Here is a 20,058-nt window from a genome sequence, read left to right as displayed (position 1 = left end):
CATGACGGCTTCATCTGGCACGATCAGAACCGGCATTGGTGGCTGGACCTTCGACCCGTGGGAAGGCACTTTTTATCCGGAAAAACTGGCCAAGAAACGGCAGCTGGAACATGCCAGCCGCCAGTTGAGCGCCATTGAGGTCAATGGCACCTATTATGGCAGCCAGAAGCCGGCAACCTTTGCCAAATGGGCCTCGGAAGTGCCTGACGGTTTTGTGTTTTCGCTGAAAGCCAGCCGTTATGTCACCAACCGCAAGGTGCTGGCGGAAGCCGGTGACTCCATGGAAAAGTTCCTGACGCAGGGTCTGACCGAGCTTGGTGACCATCTTGGTCCAATCCTGTGGCAGTTTGCGCCAACCAAGAAGTTCGAGCCGGATGATTTTGCGGCGTTTCTGGCACTGCTGCCGCAAAAGCAGGACGGACTTACTTTGCAGCACGTGGTGGAAGTGCGCAACGAAACCTTCATGGTGCCGGAGTTCATTGAGCTCCTGGCCAAACACAAGGTCGCTGTTGTTTGCGCCGACCATCACGATTATCCGCTGCTGCCAGATGTGACCGCTGATTTCGTCTATTGCCGCCTGCAAAAGGGCGAGGACGATATCGCAACCTGTTATCCGGAAAAGGACATCAAGGACTGGGCCGGCCGTTTGAAAACCTATGCGGCGGGCGGTGTGCCCGATGACCTGCCGCTGGTGGCACCAGACCGCAAGCCGGAACAGAAAAAGCGTGACGTCTTTGCCTTCTTCATCACCGGCGGCAAGGTCAATGCACCGAATGGAGCGCAATATCTGGCCAAGCAGGTTTGATGGTTGATAGTGGGTGATGCCTCAGCGGCGGTATGAACCCCTCACCTGAAAAATCTACGACTTAGCAAACTAAGCTGATGATTTTTCTTCCTCTCCCACAAGGGTAGAGGAAAGGGCGCAAGATGCACCGCCCCAATCCCTGACGCGGTTGTTTGTCGTTCGGTGGGTACCCACGACTTCCCTCTTCCCTGTGCTCGTCACAGGGATCCAGGCAAGCCCAAGTGATTGGGCTGAAAAGACTCTTATGTCGTGCCGACGCGTGACGGCTGCATGCCTGTGATTGATCCTCGGGTCAGGCCCGAGGACGAGGCATGAGGGTGGCTGAGGGAATGTTTGCAGAAAGAAACGCTGACCTTGCAACCTGTCTCAACGTCTTCCTCTCCCACAAGGGTAGAGGAAAGGCGCCACTACTCACAACCTCAACCCGCAGCTTTCAGCGATGTGGCTTCGAAGTCGATTGCAGCGAAGGCGGCTTCGATAACCTCTGGCCCCGCACCTGGCTTGGTGGCGTCTGATGACAGGATCTGGCGGAAGCGGCGTGCGCCGGCAAAACCCTGGAACAGGCCAACCATGTGGCGGGTGACGTGGTTCAAACGACCGCCAGTGGCGATATAGTCGGCAGCAAAAGTCATCATGGTCTGGCAAATCTGCTGCCAGTCCGGTGCTACAGCCGGTTTGCCATAGATGACATGATCGACATCGCCGAGAATATTGGTGTTGTGATAGGCCGCGCGACCCAACATCACGCCATCGACGTGCTCAAGATGTTTGCTGGCCTGAGCGAGATCGGAAATGCCGCCATTGATGCCGATGAAGGTGGTCGGATTTGCCGATTTCATGGCATAGACCAGATCATAATCCAGCGGCGGAATTTCGCGGTTTTCCTTCGGTGAAAGGCCCTGCAGCCATGCCTTGCGGGCGTGAATCCAGATGGCATCAGCACCAGCCTCGATCATGCGGGCTATAAAATCCGGCAACACATACTCAGGGATCTGATCATCGACGCCAATGCGGCATTTTACGGTAACAGGCAGGTCCGTCACCGCTTTCATGGCCGCCACGCAGCGCTGCACGGTTTCCGGTTCACGCATCAGGCAGGCGCCAAATGTGCCGGACTGGACACGGTCTGATGGGCAGCCCACGTTGAGGTTGATCTCGTTGTAGTTGTATTCCAGCGCAATTTTGGTGGCTACGGCCAATTTTTCCGGCGCAGAACCGCCCAGTTGCAAGGCAACCGGATTTTCCGCATCATGATGCCTCAGCAGCTTTTCCTGCCGGCCATGGATGATGGCATCGGCAACAATCATCTCCGTATACAGCAGCGCATGATGCGACATCTGACGGTGCAGGTATCTGCAAAATTTGTCAGTCCAATCGATCATAGGTGCAACGGCGAAGGTTTTTTCGCGGTTAAGATACTGATTTTTCATTATTTTCCAAAGTCGTGCCAAAGCGCTGGACAGGCCGCGCTACGATGTTTGGCCACTGTCTAACACAGCTCAAGCCTGGAATCCAATGAAAGCATAATTGGCATGTTTCCCTCGGTAATCACCATGCGGTTACCGGCGTGGTCACAACAATTTCGGTTGAGTGGTGGAATTATTCCACTCTACCTAAAATTGGATATTGATTTCCACAAATAACCTTTGCTAGAAACCTGTCGTATATTGCACGATGTTTTCAGGTATTGCTTTTTTAGCAGCGTCCACCCCGGCCTTTTGGCTGGGGTTTTGCTTTTAAGGGCGTTTGATAACAAAGAATATCCGGATAACGACCTGTCAGAAGCTGCGTAGCGACTGCGACAGCGCCGTGCTGATCAGCGTGTTGGCGTAAAAGCCTGATGACAGGATGATGGCGAAGGCGGCAAGCGCCGGGCCCCAGTCGCGCAAAACCGTTGCGGTCCATGATCTGGACTTAGAACGGGCTGCATAGATAAGCGACTTCATGGTTGCCATACCCTGGGAAATTTGGGATCTGGCGGAACAACCCGCAGGCTGTAAAAAGGTTCCGATAATTCTGAGCGGTTGCAAATGATGTGTTTGCCGACCGGAATTTTTACCCCGCCCCCGTGATATGACGGGCGGGGGTATCGTGATGTTGGCCGTTGTTAGCGGCCGCGTGCTGGGACTTACGAGACCAGCACTGGCTCGTGCTGAACGCGGAAGATGACATTGCCTGCACCGGCGATATCGCTTGCAACGTTGATAGCGCGGTAAAGGTCCTGTCGGGTTTCAACCGTTCCGCTCAATACAACGCAGCCGCCTTCAACCGTAACAACGATATTTGTACCGGAGAAGTTTGGCAGATAGTGCAGTTCTTCCTCGATTGCGGCGCAACGGGCTGTGAGATTTCCGCCAGCGCCAAAGCTGAAGGCATTGGTATCGTGAAGAGTGCTCAAAAACATCGCGTGGCTCCAATTCAAAGATGAACGTCAGATGAATGAACTGTTATCTTACATTCATGTTCCGTTCAGAATCTTAAAAATTTACGGTTTTTACGCAAAAGTGAACGGTATGTTACAAAGCCGCAGCGCGGTAATAACGCGGAACTTGATTTCGCGTTGCAGCGGGGCAGTGTTATTTAGGGGCTGACTAGCTGTTTTCGTTGGTTTTTTCGACGTCTGTGCGTCGACCTCCATCGAGCATCACCAGGGTCATGCCGCGGCTCTGTCATCACGTAGTATTTCGCATTTGCGATATTCCGGAGGCTGTTTCAAGCCGTTTTTGCTGCCACATTTGGCATGTTGCCCGTTCATATTCAGATTTCGCGTTAACGAATCTGTTCATGTTGGAGTGATTCGAAAACTGTGACGACACCCAATTTCCCCGCCTGTCGCAGGACCTCGTGACGGCCATTTCTTAGCGGAAAGAGCTTTTTGGTCGCTTAGACGTGCGTCGACTGGATATCTGTGTCAGGCACAGCAATGAGGGCTGGGTGTTGCGACTGCTGGCGGCAAGAAACGCTGATCTTGCGACCTGTATCGACGTCATCCTAGCCGCAGTAGTGAGGATCCAACCACTCCAGCCACATTCGTTTCGTTTGGCGAAATGGGGTTAGATACTTGGGACAAGCCCAAGTATGACGGTGGGTATGGCTGAGGCAGAACAGGACCCCTCACCCGAAAAATCTATCACTTCGTAAGCTGAGACGATGATTTCTCTTCCTCTCCCAGAAGGGTAGAGGAAAGGCGCAAGCGACGCCCCAATTTCCTTTATTCCCGCACTGTTGCCGGAATGAAGCCAGCTTCAGTCTAGGGCACCAGATGCAATAGTTGCGCAAGCCAAGGATTGCCGCGTATCAGTCCTGCCGAACAATTGTGCCTATGGTGTTGACGAGAATGCGCGACGCTGTTAGCGCCGAGATGCCATCCACACCGGCTGGCGGGTAAAACTCGACAAGGTCAAAACCGGCGATCCGCGCCTTTTTGCCGACGCCTGAAATCAGGTCGATGATGTGCGTATAGGTCAACCCGCCCGGCGTGCGGGCCGCAACACCGGGCATGATGGCGGGATCGATGCTGTCGCAATCCAGCGAAATGACCACGTTTACCCCATCAGGAATATGGTTCAGCGCCGCTTCAACGCCGTGGCTCTGCATGTCCCGCGCAGTGACAAAACGGCTACCATAGGCAAGTGCGTCGTTGACATCGCTTGGGCGCGCACTGCCCACACTGCGCAGGCCAACCTGCACCATGCCAGCCACCTCAGGCATTTCGCTGGCGCGGCGCATCGGGCTGGAATAGCCGTAACGCTCGCCCCTCACCTCGTCGCGCCAGTCAATATGCGCGTCGATCTGCAGCACCCAGATTGGGCCTCGTCCGGCAAAGGCCGCCAGGAACGGAATAGTGACAGAGCAATCACCGCCCAAAAGGATCGGCACGGCCTTCTGGTCCAGCACCTGGCGGGTCTGCGCTTCGATGCGCGCGCGGTTGCCAGCATTGTCGCTATGCGTGGTGTTGATGTTGCCAATGTCGATGCAGGACACCGGCTTGCCATCAAACACCGGTCCACCAAGATCAAAATCGAAGTGGTCGATCAGCGGCGCGTCTTCCTGGGACGCAGCCCGGATGGCATCAGCCGCCAGCGCATGGCCAGTATCTTCACTGCCGGGATAGGCGCTGCCAAACCCCGCCCCAAACATCACCATGCGCGGCACCGCACCACCAAGCGCATCATCATCAGCACTGTTCGGAAGCCCCAGAAATGTGGATGAAACGCTCATGATGAAACTCCAGACTGCACTGCGCAGGCACGCGACAGTAGGAGGTATAACCTCTGTTTCGTGTCGTCAACGCTGACGCACAAGCCTACGACCAGAGCTTTGGATCCAAAGCGCTCGCGCACCATAACTCCGTCTTTTATCTTAAATTTGCATAGGGAGCATTGTCATGCACACTACCCGGCAGCTTGAGTGACAACCCGTCTCCCCTTAGAGCGCAACATGGAACGATTCATGGAATTCGCTCAGTTTTGATTGGGTGGACCTCCTGTAAGGGCTTCAAGCCGCTTCATCAACATTGCCTCAAGCCCAGTCAGGTTAGCGTACTCGGGGCAGTTGTAGGCCGCGATATCAAAATGGATGGTGGTTTCTGCCTTTCGGTACATCGTGACTCGCCGACCAAGCGCATGAGCGTAACCAATCTCATAATAAACGCTTGGTCTTTCACCTGTGATGTCTGCGATAAGAAACTCGGCGGTTTTTATCTCATCAAGTATGCGCTGAGTGATCACGTCCTCATGCTCAATATCATCAGCACGGACAGCTTTGATGCCAAATCGCCTAAAACATTCTTTGATCTTGTTGCATGCGTCCTCCAACTCCGGATGGTCTTTAGATATCCACATCATAATGAATGCCGTGTCTGGACGGTACCCAGCCGCGATTGGATGCGAATTTTGGCGAGAAATATCCTTCCCGTCTGCGGGCCTCAAATCAGCAAGTTCAAGCCTACCGACCAACGATTCGCACCATGAACTAAAATTGAGGTGCGCCTCGAAAGGATCGACTAAACGTTCACTTTCATGTGCGGCCTGAATCCCAAGTACCGAGCCCTCGTCGTGCAGCACTTGAACATCCTCAAATTTAAATTGTCGAAACCGCAGCGCGGAACGCATACCTTTGAACGCGTGGCCAGCTTCTCGCTCATCTGCCTCGGATAAAAGTGGAGATCGACGTATAGCGGGAGCAGTTTGCTGTGCTAGCATTGCCAATCGAGAAGCTATTGACTTGGCCTCGGTTTGGGCGCCTGACGACAGTTGCGCCCAATAGTCTGTAGGAGATTCCCAGTGCCGAGATTTTTCAGTCTCGTCCCAATAGCCGTTCAATTTCAACATCGTACCAGCACTTTCAAAAAAGGAAGCGGCATCAATGTGTATCTGTTGGAGGCTATCTAGTATTGAAGGATGTTCCATCTTGTTGCTTCGGCCCTAAAGTAAGTGAGCATAAGAATTCAAATATTCAGTGGCAAATCATGTCGCTATCGGCTTACCCGCTGGACATGACTTTTGAAGGACGCTGTCTAATCATTTGATAGTACATGCCGGTGTCGCTGCGTCTCTGATATGGGATCATTTAGGAACCGGACCAGATCGTGAAGAATTATGGCTTCGAATGCATGTGCACCAGAAACGGAATGGGCGAATGTATGAGTCGTACCATGTATCTGCCTATGGTGAGTTGTATCTTCATCCAAAAGGCTGGTAACATCGAACATTTCCCGCCACTTTTCACCCAACTCCCAAGCCACGGCGAGGCCTATGTCTTTCGTATCCTTAACGCCAGACTGTAGTTCCTCAACAAGTCCGTCGATATTGTATTTGTATTCTAGTACTTTTACTTTCGTTTGCATCACATGTTCATCATGGAATATTTCTTGATCTAACCCCAGGGGGTTGTTATCGCCGCGTATAAACTTGTCGAATGGGGGCGCCATTCGCACTCGGTACAATCCGTCATATTGGTTGTATTGACTGCTAGATATCAGCTGGATACCTCGCACAAGACCAGAGGAAAGCATCTGATTAAACAATGCGACCACGTCTTGTTCTACTAGTGGTTCAGAGCGAATAGGAAGCTCCTCAGTAGGCATGAAAAGTCCAGCACCTTTCACAATGAGCGAGTGATCTTGCTCATGCGCCTCTTGTGCCTTGATCCATTGATCTACCTTGAGTTCATCGTCAAAGATTTTTGCCATGCCAGGCTTGCGTAGAAGATGATATCGACGCCGAAACGCCGTGACGGCAGAAACTGCAATTTTTTCTGCTAGAGCCACAATCTCCGGCTGGAACCCTTTGCGGCCTAGGTCCGGTTCTGCATTATCAAAATGTAATATGACGTGCGCTAGGTTTTGAAAGCCAATGTTGTTTGTCATGGGGATAGTAAGCGGCACGCCTTGCGGCATACCGCGTGTAGCTAATTGTAGTCCGCCATGGAGTGCGCGAGTGCCCTTTCGGAGCCTGAGCACATTGTCATTTAAATTGTCCCAGAGTTCCGTTGAGAATGCGAGATAGACGTAAATATTTAGACCCGCATCTTTAGCAAGCTGTCGTTCTGCATTGTCCAGTCGCAGATTTATAGGCGATGACTTACCGTTCTCTTTCAACAAATCGTCTGTAGACCACTGTCCCCACAAACCATTCAATTTCTGAAACTTCGGCGGGACTCTAGCTGTGTCTCGTCCAGATGCCACGGCTTGTTCTTGAAACGTAACAAACTCCCTAAGGTCTGCGCTCCTACCAACTAGTTTATGTGGGTACAGATACTCAGGGCTAGACAGGTTGGCTATCGTCGATTGTCCTGTACCGTCAATAACAGTAACCTCGACTTCAGTATTAGGCGCTTTATCTGCTCCGAGGTATATACCTCCAACCGGTGTCATGATTTGAAGCAAGCTGAGCCATTGTTCAGCCGTTGTCGCCTGGTACCAAGTTAAGTCGCTTGGTCGTATCCGGTCACCGGACAACTGGAGACTCACCGTGGTTCCGTGCTCAAGGCCAGCGAGAGGACCATAATCTGCTGGACTGGACACGATTTTAGGTCTGCTCACCGTACCTGATTTGTCGTCAACCCACCTGCGACCATGCTCAATCAAGCCCGAATAAGCTTTCCCACCCTTGGTGCTGATGACGCGAAGATGATTGAAGCCATAACCAAGGTAAGTCGCCCCAACGCCCTTGCTCCCGCGACTTACGGCTCCCGTTTTGAACGATAGGTTAGGCCTAAGGAATTGCCTAAATTCATCAAAGCTCATGCCACAGCCGTTATCCGTCACGCTCACGGAATGCGTCTTCAAGTCAATCAAAACCCAAAGCTTTCCCTTATATTCGGGATTTGGTTGCTCGAGAGCTTGTCGCTCGACCGCATCTAGGCCATTCTGTAGAAGTTCCGCAAATAGATCGTAATAGCCGGTATAGCTACGAAGGATGTTGGAGATTTCTCGTTTCTGCGCGCTTATGAATACACCAGGGTCTAGCCCGCCATTTTCTTCAAGCGGGTCCCAAGGCTCGAACTGTTCAAGTGCAGCAGACATTCAATCTCCCCAGAATATTCAATAATTTAGAATGTGTGATAGCAGCCAACAAAGAAATAGAGAACATAAAACCATGCTGCTACGACGATTAAGGTGGGCCAGAGTGCCCTGTTTGGATTATTCTTCATTTATCAGGTAAATCGTAAAGTGGGTCAAATCCGATGAACAACAATATTTCGCGAAGGGGTACATGATTCGTTTCAAGCATCGCCTTCCCCCGGAGGGGGGCGAGTGTCACTTCTTTAAACTTCGACATATTACCTAGGGCTCGAAGGCCTGTCCGCACGAGTATATCTTTGCGGACATTCATTTTCACCGCGACGTAGCGTCCGAACGGCTCGACTTTCATCATCGGACAGATGACTCAAAGGACGACTTCATGTCGAACGCCTCTTGTTCGTTGAGGCCGCAAATACCTTGCGGTCGTTGGAGCAATAATCAGGCCGAGAAATATGTCGGCGTAGCAATAGCGAAGGGCGGTTTTGCTAAACCGCCACGTCGCCTCACCTACCTCATCAACCAATCAGAACTTGACCTTCCAGCCGGAGCGCAGCCACACGGTTGGGTCGTCGCCCTGCGTCGTGACGTTGACGCTCATTGAGGCTGTGCCACCGGCGACATCGACTTCCGCGCCCAGACCACCGCGCAGCCAGAACTGGTGGGTTTTCTGTCCGTCGAAACTGAAGTCTGACAGGCCAATGATGGTGCCGCTGGTGGCGGCGGTTTCATTTTCAAAGCGGTAAGCGGCTTCGGCACGGGCCAGAAGGCGGATGTTATTGTGCAGGGTGTGAACGCCATCCAGACCCGCGCGCAGTACCGTGCTGTGGTCGCGCATTTCATCAAACATGGCCGGGAAACCACCACCGGTTTCGGTATAGGCATCCAGCTTGGAGCGGGCATGTGTCAGGCTGGCGTAAGGGGTCAGGTTCCAGCCATTGACGGTGGCGGCATTCAGCCAGTCCAGGCGCAGTTTTGCCGCCCAGCTTTCCACATCCGTTTCACCCCTGGAATAATCCATCACGCCGCCATTGTTGTACCCGCGGTTGATGGTCAACTTGCCCGGCGCGTAAAATGCGCCAATGGTGGCATAGACATTGCCGGCCACCGGAAGCGTGACTTCCGGCGAGATATACAGGCCCTTGCTGATGTAATTTCCGCCGGTTTCGATGTCCTGATCGGAATAAACACCACCGAAGGTCATGCGTGCCGTGGCGCCGCCTTCCAGACCAATGCCGTAACCGAAATCGCCAAGGCCAAAGCCGCCATCGCTGGCCGCGCCATTGTCGTAACCGATATCCGACGTAACCCAGACGGATTGCTGGCCAGCATCTAGCAGGTTGCGCATCGGCTCACCATGTGCGCCGTTGAGAATGGTGCCGGCGAAACTGAGGGCAACGCTGGCAGATGGTTTGGCGGCCAAGGAGCTGGCAAATTCTTCCACCTCGATAATGCCGGTGCCTTCTGACGACAGGCGGGCAATAAAGGCGGTGTCCTGCGTTGTAGACCCCACAATGATGGTGCCATCAGCGCTGACGCCACGCGCCACATCTGTGAAATCCTGGGCCACGGTCGCGCCATTGCTGCGCAACCAGTCCTCCACCGAAATCATGCCTGTTTCATTTGTCCAGCGGAAGGCGCGTTGAATGTTTCCAATGCCATTTTCGGCAGAACCAACGACCACGGTGCCATCGGCATTCACCGCCTGTGCGGAGGAATAAGTGCCGTTGTTCAGTTCGCCGATCCTGTCCATCAAACCGGACTCTGCTGTCCAGCGAAAGGCATGTTCCACCTCGTTATCTATCACATAACCAACAATGACAGACCCATCGTAATTCACGCCTCTGGCCGCAGACGCTATTGTGCCGAGGCTGACCATCTGGTCCACCTCGGTCCAGCGGAAGGCGCGGTCGCTCATGTTCTCATTCCATGCCTGTCCGATGATAACCTTGCCATCGCCGCTGATACCGTTGGCGCGGGAAAAACCACCGTCAACGAGGCTACCAAGGCTTTCTATCTGGCCATTTCCCGTCCAGCGCAGAGCGCGGATCTTGCTGGGGCCGTTATATTCACCATCGTCACCATAACCGACAATAACGGCGCCATCGGCGCTTACGCCTGTCGCACGCGACTCTCGCCCATTATTAAGCCTGCCAAGGTTGGTGATAACGCCATTTCTCCAGACAACGGCGCTGAGATCTCCGTCGTTAGCATCGGCCGTGCCCACGACCACTGTACCATTGGCATTGACAGCCTGTGCGCTGGCGAAAGTCCCACCTTGAAGGATTCCGAGATCGACCATGCCAGTTTTGCTGCTGGACCAGCGAAAGGCACGGTCATCCTGGCCACTGTACAGCGTTGCCGAACCGACGATGACTTTGCCATCGGCACTGATGCCATTGGCAACGGAATAACGGCCGTTCAGCAGTGTTTTGAATTCCAGATAGCCTGCCTGCCCCTCTGCCCCATGAGCAATGCCTGCCGCAAAAAGCCCGCAGCCGCTGGCAAGTAGGGCGAGTGCCGTTGATGTCTTCAAGACGTTTGCACGCAGATGAGTGCCGATGTGGCTCAAATTATATACAGTATTCATAAAGTAACAGGTTCCCCATTCCAGTCCACCAAGACCGAAAACCCTCAAGTAGAATCGATTTTAAATAAATCAGTACTTGCGATGTTGATGATCACTGCCTTCAAGTCAACTGGATTTCAGCCACTTAAAGTAGTGATTGACGATGGCACACCCGCCCTGCGCCAGGCTTGTGTTGCAACTTTTGCGATTACTTGGAGTCTGATTTTGACTTCGCACCGCCTGGCGCGCAGCGTATTCTAATACATGGTCTTCTGGTAATCTTCTTCCAACCCTGCATCGATCTTGCGCATCTCATCCTCGCCCGGTGAACCCGTGGTTTCATCCAGTATCATCTTGATCAAGGATGGCATTTGGTGGCGGTCCTGCCGGTGTTCTGGTTCCCAGATGCGCGAACGCCGGAGCGCCTTTGCGCAATGCAGAAACACTTCGTTGACCCGCACCACGATTGCGAGTGTGGGAACGCGGTTGTTGACCGACATGGTTTCGAGAAGTTCGGGCTGCGTGACCAGTCTGGCAAATCCGTTGACACGCAGCGTGTCATCAAAGCCGGGTATCATAAACAGCAGCCCCACGGCCGGGTTGGCGATGATGTTTGACAGGCTGTCCAACCGATTGTTTCCCGGACGATCGGGTATTGCCAATGTTTGATTGTCGAGGATTTTCACGAAGCCAGCCGGGTCGCCACGGGGGCTGACATCGGCCCGGCCATCCAAATTCTGCGTGCCCAGACAAACAAATGGTGACCGGCGGATGAATTCCTGCGCGTGTACACCAAGCGCTGGCTGAAGTTTTTGAACCGCAAGCGCATGTGTCGGCGGATAGAGTGCCCGCAATTGCTCTTCACTTATGATGGCAGAACCGTGTTGCATCGTTCCCTCCTCCCAGAGACTTGATGCAGAATGAGGTACGTACCTCAGATTTGTCAAGAGCTACCTGCGGCGAGAGGATGCGGAGGTTTTGGCGCAACCTGCGTCGGCAATTCCGGCCAGTCATCGAATATCTGCATTTCTTCCAACGGCCGGGTGGTCAGCTTTAAAACCACTGACGGCAACGGCAAGCTGACCCGGTTGTCATCAGCCTTAAAGATGGCAAACCCGTCTCAATGTCCTGGCAATAAAGGACAAAACCGCCCTCTTCTCGTTGCAGAGAGAGGGCGGTGTCACTTACTGGAGATATTTAGGCGACGGGGCGATATCGTTCGGCTGGAACGGCGTTTCCGAGGTTGGGGACCATCGCCTTGCGTGCGCCATCAAGGGCCTCCCACAGGCCCAAATCATGCAGCGGCGGGATTGTTACCGGTTCGCGACGGTCAAAACCAACCAGAGCCGCATCCACCAGATCGCCCACTTCCATGACATTGCTCATGCTGTTGACGTCAGCGCCAACATGGTCCCAGATTTCCGTGCGGGTTGCGGCGGGAAGCACGGCCTGAACGTAAACACCCTTGGGCCCAAGTTCCTGCTGCAACCCCTGCGACAGGAACAGCACGAAAGCCTTGGTCGCGCCATAAACCGTCATGTTAAATTCTGGTGCGAGGCCGACCACCGAGCCGATATTGATAATGGACCCCTCACCAGCCTGCGCAAGACGCGGTGCGATGGCGTTGGCAAGCCGCACCAGTGCGGTGGTGTTGAGTGCCATCAGCCTGGTCAGGTCATCGGCGCTTTGTTCGATAAAGGCACCGCCGACCGCCATGCCGGCATTGTTGACGAGAATGCCGATGCGCGCGTCGTCCCGCAATCTGGTCTCGACCTGTGCCAGATCCGACGTCTGGGTCAAATCGGCCTTGATGATATCAATCTTGACGCCGGTTTCCTGGCGCAGGTGGCTTGATAGCGCCTCCATGCGGGCCACGTCTCTGGCCACCAGCACAAGATCATGTCCGCGCCGTGCGAAGCGTTCGGCATAGGTTGCGCCAATGCCGGTTGAGGCACCCGTTATCAGAACTGCAGGAATTTCGCTCATTGGATTGCTCTTTTCTCACATCGATCTTATATTCATGATGGTTGTCATGATTGAATTTAAATATGATAACCATCATGTAAAAGTCAACTGTCGTTGCGGAGAATTTTGAACATGAAGGTCAGCCGGGAACAGATGGCGCAAAACAGAGGCCGTATTCTTGAGGTCGCCAACCAGCTGTTTAAGGACAAGGGGTTTGATGCGGTCAGCGTTGCCGAGGTGATGAAGGCCGCTGGCCTGACCCATGGCGGTTTTTATGGCCACTTCAGTTCAAAGGATGATCTGGTGGCCCAAACGATCAGCCACGCCCTGGGTGCAGACAGTGTTGCCGGCGGCGGCTTTAATGATTTCGTTGGTTCGTATCTGTCGCCACGTCACCGCGACAACCCCGGACGAGGATGCCCGACAGCCGGTTTGGCCGCCGCCATTCGTCACCAGACACCGGAGGCACAGGCCGCGATGACCGATGGTTTGCGCGCCCAGATCACGCGCATTGAGCAGGCGCTTAAAACCGCTGGTTCAACCGAGACCCGCCGCGCCGCGATTGGCAGTTGGGCAGCAATGGTGGGTGCCGTTATTCTGGCCAGAGCGGTCAATGACCCGGAACTGTCGGATGAGGTTCTTGCGCAGACCCGCGCCTGGATTGATGAGCGTCGCGAATAAACAGCAGTGGCGATAAAACCACGGATGGAGCGGCACCCTGCTCTCACCCGTTCATTGTCACCGTCAGGAGACTGGGCGCTGTCTTCGGAACAAAAGGCGGTTGCGTTCTGGAAGGTGGCGCGCAAACACAAAACCCGCCTTCTGCAACACCCTTTGCGAGCCGCCGTTGTCCGGATGGGCCATCGCCCAGACCTCGGCAAGTTCAAGCTGCTTATCGGCAACGGCGAGTGCTGCGCCGACAAGTTCGGACGCATAACCCTTGCCCCAAACATCAGGGCGAAAGTAATATCCCACTTCGAAATTCCAGCCGGGGTCGAACGGATCTTCGTACAGGCCACCCCAGCCGATGATGCGCCCATCTTCGCGGCGCACCACCACCCAGGGCGCACAGCCATCCCGGCGTCTTCGCCACTCGTGAACCATCACGCGCCGCTGGCACTCCCGCAGCGTTTTATCGCTGTGGGTATGTTGCATGGCCACCGGGTCTCCAAGAAATTCAAACAGTTCTGCAATGTCTGCCCTGCGGGATGGGCGTAAGATCAAACGTTGAGTTTCCACCATGGCTCCGACATGTCTCTGGGCGATAACAAGACAAACATCGTCAATGCGCCGCATCCGTCAACTGATTTTCTCATCAATTGAAAAGCTTAGAGCAATCTATACCCTATCGATGCGCGGACGAATGCTGAGGTTGGAGACGAGGCCATGGCCGGGTGGATCGGTTCTGTGAAACAATGGGCACGCGCCATCAAGCGTGACGTCATGGCGCTTTGGATCGCAGCGCGCGACCCGAAAACGCCAATGGCCGCGAAACTGGTTGCCGGTGCGGTTGCCGCTTACGCGCTGTCGCCCATTGATCTCATTCCAGACTTTATTCCGGTACTCGGTTATCTTGATGATCTGCTGATCGTGCCAGTTGGCATTCTGTTGGCTATTCGCATGATACCGCCCGATTTGATGACGGATTTCAGGCAGCGCGCCGCGTTACAGCAAAACAGGCCCAGCAGCCGTGCGGGGCTTGTCGCCATCGTGTTGATCTGGCTTGCAGTGTCGGCCTTGGCCGGTTGGGCGGCCTATCGGTATGTTTATGCGGTTTAAGACAACGACCAACCCGCACACTCGTCATCGTCACGGTTTTTCGCGGTAGCGGGCACGCGGGCGGATGATTTCGCCGCTTTCCTGTTGTTCCATGGCGTGGGCAACCCAGCCAACCAACCGGCCGGTGGCAAAAATTGTAAAGGCGGCCGTGTCGGGCAGGTTCTGCGCCGCGCTTAAGGCCGCCAGTGCCGCATCGATATTGGGTGGCAGGCCCAACTGATCCGACAGTGATGTTATGGCGCTGACCACCGCGCCATTTTCCGCCAGGCGATTGAGAATGATCCGCGCCCGCGGATCACCATCCGGATAAAGCGGATGCCCAAAGCCGTAGCTGTAGGGTGGCTGGTTGGCATGTTGCGCCAGAAAGTCCTGGGTTTTGCCACGCAAGGCGGCCTGTAATGCACGCCGTGCCAGCGATGCGACGCCGCCATGGCGCGGGCCACTGAGGGTTGCGAGGCCGCAAAGCAGAGCGGCGGGCAGGCTTGCTCCCGTTGAGGCTGCAACCCGCACCGCGAAAGTGGATGGGTTCAGCTCATGATCACTCAACAACACCAGCGCGCAGCGCAGATTGTCCAGCCCCGCTGCATCGACACCCCATGCCTGCCCCAGCCGGTGATGGATCGGCCCGGTGGCCTCAACACCCAAAAGCGCATTGGTAACGATGGACACCAACCGGCCGCCATGACGCGCAATGGTGTTGGCCGCACTGTCATCAAGATCAGCGGCTTGCGGCACCTCATGAGCGAGTGCTTGCAACGCCCTGCCAAGTGGGCCCAGCGCGGCATCAGGCCCAGCGGACGGATCAGGCGCATAACCGCTGACGAAGTCGGTTGGTTCAACAGCCCAGAGATGGGCGGCGACACCTTCAACTGTCAGGTGTTCGGCACAGTCGGCAATTGATTTGCCCCGCAGCCACAACATGCCGTCACGCACTTCCGTCAGCGAGGTCGTGAGAACCGGCTCTCCCCAGCGGATTGCATGTTCAGCAATCTCGGCCCTCGCCCGTGGCCTGCGGCGCAGCCGGGCCAGATCCTCGACATCAGACTGTTTGTAGAGACTGTGGCGGGCATCCTGCGCATCGGCCTCGGCGCGCAAAAGACCACGACTGACATAGGCATAGAGGGTTTGCGGTTTGACCCCCAACATGTCGCAAGCTGTTGCGGCGTCGATCCAGTCTGATTTTTTCATATTGATTATGTTGATCAAGATTTACGGCGTGTCAATTGCGCGGCACCATCTGCTGACCATGTGAAGGAGATGCAAAATGGCTGATGATTTCAACCGGCAAATCAACGAAGCGCTGGGCCTGGATTTGGCCGACGATATCAAGGTCGTGCAACGCGGCAGCGGCGAGCTTTACGCCTGCTTTCGGGTGTCTGACATGGCCGAGGCGGCGGTGACGGCCGCAACGCGTGAGCTGGCCGCCTTGCTGGGCGCGCGGGAAATTTCAATCGACCGCCGCTTATGCCTGTTGTGGTTTGGCATGACGCTTCGCCCATCAGGCTGGAGCCTGCCATCGGCCTGGGACCCGTTGGCGGGAGATTACCAGACCGCAGACGGCTGGATACGCCTGCATACCAATGCCCAGCATCACCGCGCGGCGGCGTTGCGGGTGCTGAACTGCGATGCCGACAAGGCACGGCTGACAAAGGTGATAGCCGACTGGAAAAAGGACGATCTGGAAGACGCGGTTGTCGATGAAGGTGGTGCAGCCGCCGCCATGCACAGTCTTGCCGAATGGGCAAACCACCCGCAGGGGCAACAGGTGCGCAGCGAACCGCTGATTGCCTGGCATCAGTCTGGTTACGGGCGCAAACTGACAGGTCTGCGCGGCCGCCGCGTGCTGGATCTCACCCGCATCCTGGCGGGACCTGTGGCAACACGTTTTCTGGCGGGTTTTGGTGCGGATGTTTTGAGGCTTGATCCGCCCAACTGGCATGAGCCGGCGCTGGAACCCGAGGTGACGCTGGGCAAACGCCGCGCCGGTCTGGACCTGCATGTGGTCAGCGACCGCCAGATTTTTGAAAGGCTGATTGCGCAGGCCGATGTGCTTGTTCACGGCTACCGCCCCGGCGCGCTCGACAGGCTTGGTTACGACGCCGAGACACGGCAACGCCTGTCGCCCGGCCTGATTGAGGTCAGTCTGAATGCCTATGGCTGGGGTGGCGCGTGGAAAGAGCGGCGCGGCTTCGACAGTCTGGTGCAGATGAGCTGCGGCATCTCACATGAGGGCATGCGACGGGCAAAGGACACAAAACCGGTGCCCCTGCCCGTGCAGGCGCTGGACCACGCGACAGGATATCTGATGGCAGCGGCCGTTCTACGCGCATTGCGCCACTGCCAGTTGACGGGCGACAGATTGTCGGCCCGGCTTTCCCTTGCCCGGACGGCGGGCCTGTTGGTGGATAGCGGGGTGCGTGATTTTCACGGCAGCCCCATCAGCGACACGGCAGATGACCTATGTCACGACATGGAAACAACATCCTGGGGGCCAGCAAAACGGCTGAAATTCCCGGCCAGTGTTGATGGCAAACCGCCTAAATGGCCACGGCCTGCCGGGTTGCTGCGGGTGGATGATGCGCGGTGGTGATGGGCTTTGATGTGGTCAGCCTTTGGAGACGACAAGCCCGCCAGACTGCTCACAAGATGGTGTGATTGTGGATTCAAACATTGATGTATCTGGCAAATTTTCGTAATCGGGTTAACTCAAGCCTTTGATTTCACTGGCACTCGTGAAAAGGCCAACAAGGAGCCTGAAATCAACAGGGTTCAGCCGCCGATCTGCACAAGGTCACACATCGACGCAACAGTTGATCCCAATTCCCACGAAAGACTGAAAGAATGCATTTCAAGAACCTGGTATCGCCCCTCGCCCTGCCAATGTTCGTCGGCGCCTTTTCCACCCCGCTTTTTGCTCAAGACCTTCTGCCAATCGACAAGGGACGCTACGTGCAATCAAGCCATGCCTGCGACGACCCGAAAGGCACCATGCTGTTCATCTATGATGGGGCGAGCGCCAAGAGCAACAAGACCACGTGTACCTTCAGCAACGTGACCAGTTCCGGAAACATCTATCAGTTTAACGAAAGCTGCTCCTATTACCACCGCGCGTGGAGCATTCTTCCGACGACCGTTACGGAATACAAGACCACAATGGACATTCGAAACAGACAGGAATTCCTGTTGAAACGCGAAAACGAAAGTCTTGATTTCAACGAGCAGTACCGGTGGTGCGCGTCGGAATAGGTCGGGCCTGTGGGTTGCGATGCGCCATATGCAACCGTGTGAACTGTGGTCCAATTGGTTGATGGCGGGTGCGTGACTTTCACGGCAGCCCCATCAACGACACGGCAGACGATCTATGTCACGACATGGAGACAACATCCTGGGGGCCAGCAAAACGCCTGAATGGCCCCGGCCAGTGTTGGCCGTACCCCTCCGGAATGGCCCCGGCCAGCCGGGTTGTTGCGGGTTGATGAATCTAATGACGTGAAAGGGATGACATCAGCCATTCCAGCTCCGTGCGAGCGGAAGAAAGTACGCTTGCGTAGGAGCTGATAGTCGTCAGGTCGGTCCCATATCTTTTATCCATGGAAGGCGCAAAACCTTTACCGATCATCAAGATCTTCAATGGGCTGCTAGATGTGATTGTACCTGACAGGTCATCGCGATATTGCTCGGCTTGAGCAATGTCTTCTCGTGAAATCGCATGGCTGGGGCGCTTGAACTCAATCAACAGATAGCTGTCAGCTAAATCTTGAGACAATAGAAGATCAGGCCGCTTCGATGCTCGCTCACCCGTAAATTTCTTATCACTATGGTTGGCGATGAGGCGTCTCAGTGTGGAGTTCGATGACATCAGAGCGTATTGGCGACCAAGAAGCCACAAATTCGTCTCGAAGGCCTTGTGAACGTCTTTCTCTAAGGTCGCTTCGTTGTTGATAAGCTCTTCAAGGTAGTTCAGAAAACTCATCCGTCTGGTCGCCTGATCTGCGATCACAGAGAGCTCTACCAGACCAAAATCTTCAAGCGCCGAAGCAAAGGAGCTGACATCTTTGCGATCGGTGGCCTTTATCTTGTCGAGTACGGCCCAATATGCGTCATGCTCCATGGCGTCGAGCGCAACCTCTGCAATTGTCGCGATGCGCTCTTCAGATTCTCGATAGAACCGCTGCAGAATCCTTTGCAAGGCTTCCTCCGCGTAACGGCGGCGGTGTTCTGGTAGGTCTTTCAGCCTGGCATCCAACTGCTTTTTCAATCGAGCTAACTGAAGACTCATGTCGCGAGAGTGACTCTCCTTAAGTCCTTCTTTGACGAAAGATTTCACATGCGCTTGAATTTCCTGGAACGACTTACTGTTCTCAATCACGCCTCCCCAATCGGCGGTTACGAAATGGTCGTTACCGTCGAGTTCTACCTCTCCGTAGACCCGTTTTAAAAGCTTGGCGGGAATTTCCTCGTCATCGTCGAGACCAAACATCATCGGTTTCCCGACGACCTTCCCGTCCACCTTCAGTACGATGCCGGGTGATTTCGGCGCTTTCTTGCCGTCTGCAACGGTGAACTTCAAACGAACTGTGCCGATATCTGTGAGCGTGCTTTCGACTTCCCTTATTACTCCCGGCACATCTTCAACTGACAACTGCACGTCATTTACAAATACCTTGAAGGAATCCTCCCGGCCATATTCGTGCACGAGGATTTCGCGAAAACGATCAGGCGTAGGGAAGTTCAGGCGGCTATCAAGGTCGGACAGACTGATTGTCGTGCCCGCACGAGATTCGCCTGCATCTTCCTCAATAAACGGTAGAGGCACTGCTTCTAGGTCATTCTCGTTCTCGGCCAAGACGAGCTTGTCTATAGTCAGGCTGCATTTCTTCCCTCGGGCGACCGCTGAAACATACATTCGGCTTGCCAATGATAAACCTGCGAACTTGCCGATGCCCTTACGCCCCTTGACCTTGCGCTTGAGCTCAGGCGTACGTTCGCCAGTGCGTGCCCGCTTATCGCTAGCGATATTCAGGTACTCGGTTCTCATTTCCAGAGAAGTCATTCCCGAACCGTCGTCGCGAACGATAATCGGATCAGACGACATAGGTGTCGGCAATGTGACCCAGACATTTTTAGCGTCGGCATCCCATGCGTTATCGACCAGTTCCTTCAGGGCTGCTTCGCTCGATCGATAAGTTTCTCCCAGAAGTCTTGTCAGTCGTGTATTAACCGAAAAATGCACGTCATTCATAGAACGCGTTCCTCAACCCCGTATGTAAATCACAGGTAGCAGAAGAATAAATCGTTGTAACCTATCGTCGATAAGCCCCCACAGGAAAGAGCGCGACCTAGTTAAGGAGGGCCAGCAACTTCGCAGTACCGTCGAACGTTACTGCGCGTTGTGTCAGGCGTCTCATTTTATGC

18 protein-coding genes are annotated in these 20,058 nt (G+C 54.7%); 6 read left to right on the top strand and 12 right to left on the bottom strand.

The window, feature by feature from the left end; translation table 11 throughout:
• Position 1 precedes the first annotated feature (1 nt).
• Entirely contained in the window at positions 2-805 is an 804-nt protein-coding gene (locus HGO37_RS22900) for a DUF72 domain-containing protein (protein WP_250985395.1), read from the top strand.
• 419 nt (positions 806-1,224) lie between these two features.
• On the opposite strand, the gene dusA is transcribed toward HGO37_RS22900, so the two are convergent.
• The 7 genes from dusA to HGO37_RS22865 all read right to left on the bottom strand — a co-directional run bounded on the left by dusA (position 1,225) and on the right by HGO37_RS22865 (position 10,920).
• Positions 1,225-2,235 carry a tRNA dihydrouridine(20/20a) synthase DusA gene (gene dusA, locus HGO37_RS22895; protein ID WP_250985394.1) on the bottom strand — a complete coding sequence of 337 codons (1,011 nt, stop codon included), beginning with the start codon at positions 2,233-2,235 and terminating at the stop codon, positions 1,225-1,227.
• A gap of 348 nt (positions 2,236-2,583) precedes the next feature.
• Positions 2,584-2,751, bottom strand: a complete 168-nt coding sequence (locus HGO37_RS22890; protein WP_250985393.1) for a hypothetical protein — start codon at positions 2,749-2,751, stop codon at positions 2,584-2,586.
• A 182-nt stretch (positions 2,752-2,933) separates the two neighbouring features.
• Entirely contained in the window at positions 2,934-3,209 is a 276-nt protein-coding gene (locus HGO37_RS22885) for a BON domain-containing protein (RefSeq protein WP_192491157.1), read from the bottom strand.
• Between the two features lie 893 nt (positions 3,210-4,102).
• Positions 4,103-5,026, bottom strand: a complete 924-nt coding sequence (locus tag HGO37_RS22880; protein WP_250985392.1) for an agmatinase — start codon at positions 5,024-5,026, stop codon at positions 4,103-4,105.
• 242 nt (positions 5,027-5,268) lie between these two features.
• Positions 5,269-6,216: a TIR domain-containing protein gene (locus HGO37_RS22875; protein WP_250985391.1), complete on the bottom strand. Its 948-nt coding sequence runs from the start codon at positions 6,214-6,216 to the stop codon at positions 5,269-5,271.
• A 107-nt stretch (positions 6,217-6,323) separates the two neighbouring features.
• Positions 6,324-8,333 (bottom strand): HSP90 family protein, encoded by a 2,010-nt coding sequence (locus HGO37_RS22870; protein ID WP_250985390.1) that lies wholly within the window; start codon positions 8,331-8,333, stop codon positions 6,324-6,326.
• Positions 8,334-8,856: 523 nt separating this feature from the next.
• The gene (locus tag HGO37_RS22865; RefSeq protein WP_250985389.1) at positions 8,857-10,920 is read right to left on the bottom strand and encodes an autotransporter domain-containing protein; all 2,064 of its coding nucleotides are present in this window, start codon (positions 10,918-10,920) and stop codon (positions 8,857-8,859) included.
• On the opposite strand from HGO37_RS22865, the gene HGO37_RS22860 reads away from it, so the two are divergent.
• Complete coding sequence (locus tag HGO37_RS22860) at positions 10,894-11,160, top strand: hypothetical protein (RefSeq protein ID WP_250985388.1); 267 nt, start codon at positions 10,894-10,896, stop codon at positions 11,158-11,160. The two genes, HGO37_RS22865 and HGO37_RS22860, sit on opposite strands and share 27 nt — an antisense overlap.
• Here the strand turns inward: HGO37_RS22860 and HGO37_RS22855 are convergent.
• Both HGO37_RS22855 and HGO37_RS22850 read right to left on the bottom strand, forming a co-directional pair.
• A complete protein-coding gene (locus tag HGO37_RS22855; RefSeq protein ID WP_250985387.1) occupies positions 11,157-11,789 on the bottom strand; it encodes a pyridoxamine 5'-phosphate oxidase family protein in 633 nt (210 codons plus the stop codon). The two genes, HGO37_RS22860 and HGO37_RS22855, sit on opposite strands and share 4 nt — an antisense overlap.
• A gap of 307 nt (positions 11,790-12,096) precedes the next feature.
• Positions 12,097-12,885 (bottom strand): SDR family NAD(P)-dependent oxidoreductase, encoded by a 789-nt coding sequence (locus HGO37_RS22850; RefSeq protein ID WP_250985386.1) that lies wholly within the window; start codon positions 12,883-12,885, stop codon positions 12,097-12,099.
• A gap of 111 nt (positions 12,886-12,996) precedes the next feature.
• Between HGO37_RS22850 and HGO37_RS22845 the strand changes: the two genes are divergently transcribed.
• A complete protein-coding gene (locus tag HGO37_RS22845) occupies positions 12,997-13,545 on the top strand; it encodes a TetR/AcrR family transcriptional regulator (protein ID WP_250985385.1) in 549 nt (182 codons plus the stop codon).
• 63 nt (positions 13,546-13,608) lie between these two features.
• On the opposite strand, the gene HGO37_RS22840 is transcribed toward HGO37_RS22845, so the two are convergent.
• Positions 13,609-14,106: a GNAT family N-acetyltransferase gene (locus tag HGO37_RS22840; RefSeq protein WP_250985506.1), complete on the bottom strand. Its 498-nt coding sequence runs from the start codon at positions 14,104-14,106 to the stop codon at positions 13,609-13,611.
• A gap of 144 nt (positions 14,107-14,250) precedes the next feature.
• Between HGO37_RS22840 and HGO37_RS22835 the strand changes: the two genes are divergently transcribed.
• Positions 14,251-14,643 carry a YkvA family protein gene (locus tag HGO37_RS22835; protein ID WP_250985384.1) on the top strand — a complete coding sequence of 131 codons (393 nt, stop codon included), beginning with the start codon at positions 14,251-14,253 and terminating at the stop codon, positions 14,641-14,643.
• 30 nt (positions 14,644-14,673) lie between these two features.
• Here the strand turns inward: HGO37_RS22835 and HGO37_RS22830 are convergent, their stop codons facing one another.
• Complete coding sequence (locus HGO37_RS22830; RefSeq protein ID WP_250985383.1) at positions 14,674-15,831, bottom strand: citrate synthase family protein; 1,158 nt, start codon at positions 15,829-15,831, stop codon at positions 14,674-14,676.
• Between the two features lie 76 nt (positions 15,832-15,907).
• On the opposite strand from HGO37_RS22830, the gene HGO37_RS22825 reads away from it, so the two are divergent.
• Together HGO37_RS22825 and HGO37_RS22820 are read left to right on the top strand one after the other, a co-directional pair.
• Entirely contained in the window at positions 15,908-17,233 is a 1,326-nt protein-coding gene (locus HGO37_RS22825) for a CoA transferase (protein WP_250985382.1), read from the top strand.
• A gap of 251 nt (positions 17,234-17,484) precedes the next feature.
• On the top strand, positions 17,485-17,889 hold the full coding sequence (locus tag HGO37_RS22820) for a hypothetical protein (RefSeq protein ID WP_250985381.1): 405 nt from the start codon (positions 17,485-17,487) through the stop codon (positions 17,887-17,889).
• 235 nt (positions 17,890-18,124) lie between these two features.
• On the opposite strand, the gene HGO37_RS22815 is transcribed toward HGO37_RS22820, so the two are convergent.
• The gene (locus HGO37_RS22815) at positions 18,125-19,885 is read right to left on the bottom strand and encodes an ATP-binding protein (protein WP_250985380.1); all 1,761 of its coding nucleotides are present in this window, start codon (positions 19,883-19,885) and stop codon (positions 18,125-18,127) included.
• Between the last annotated feature and the right edge of the window lie 173 nt (positions 19,886-20,058).

It is taken from the genome of Rhizobium sp. CG4 (assembly GCF_023701965.1).
Classification (GTDB): domain Bacteria; phylum Pseudomonadota; class Alphaproteobacteria; order Rhizobiales; family Rhizobiaceae; genus Agrobacterium.
This window is presented reverse-complemented; position numbering and strand designations above follow the sequence as displayed.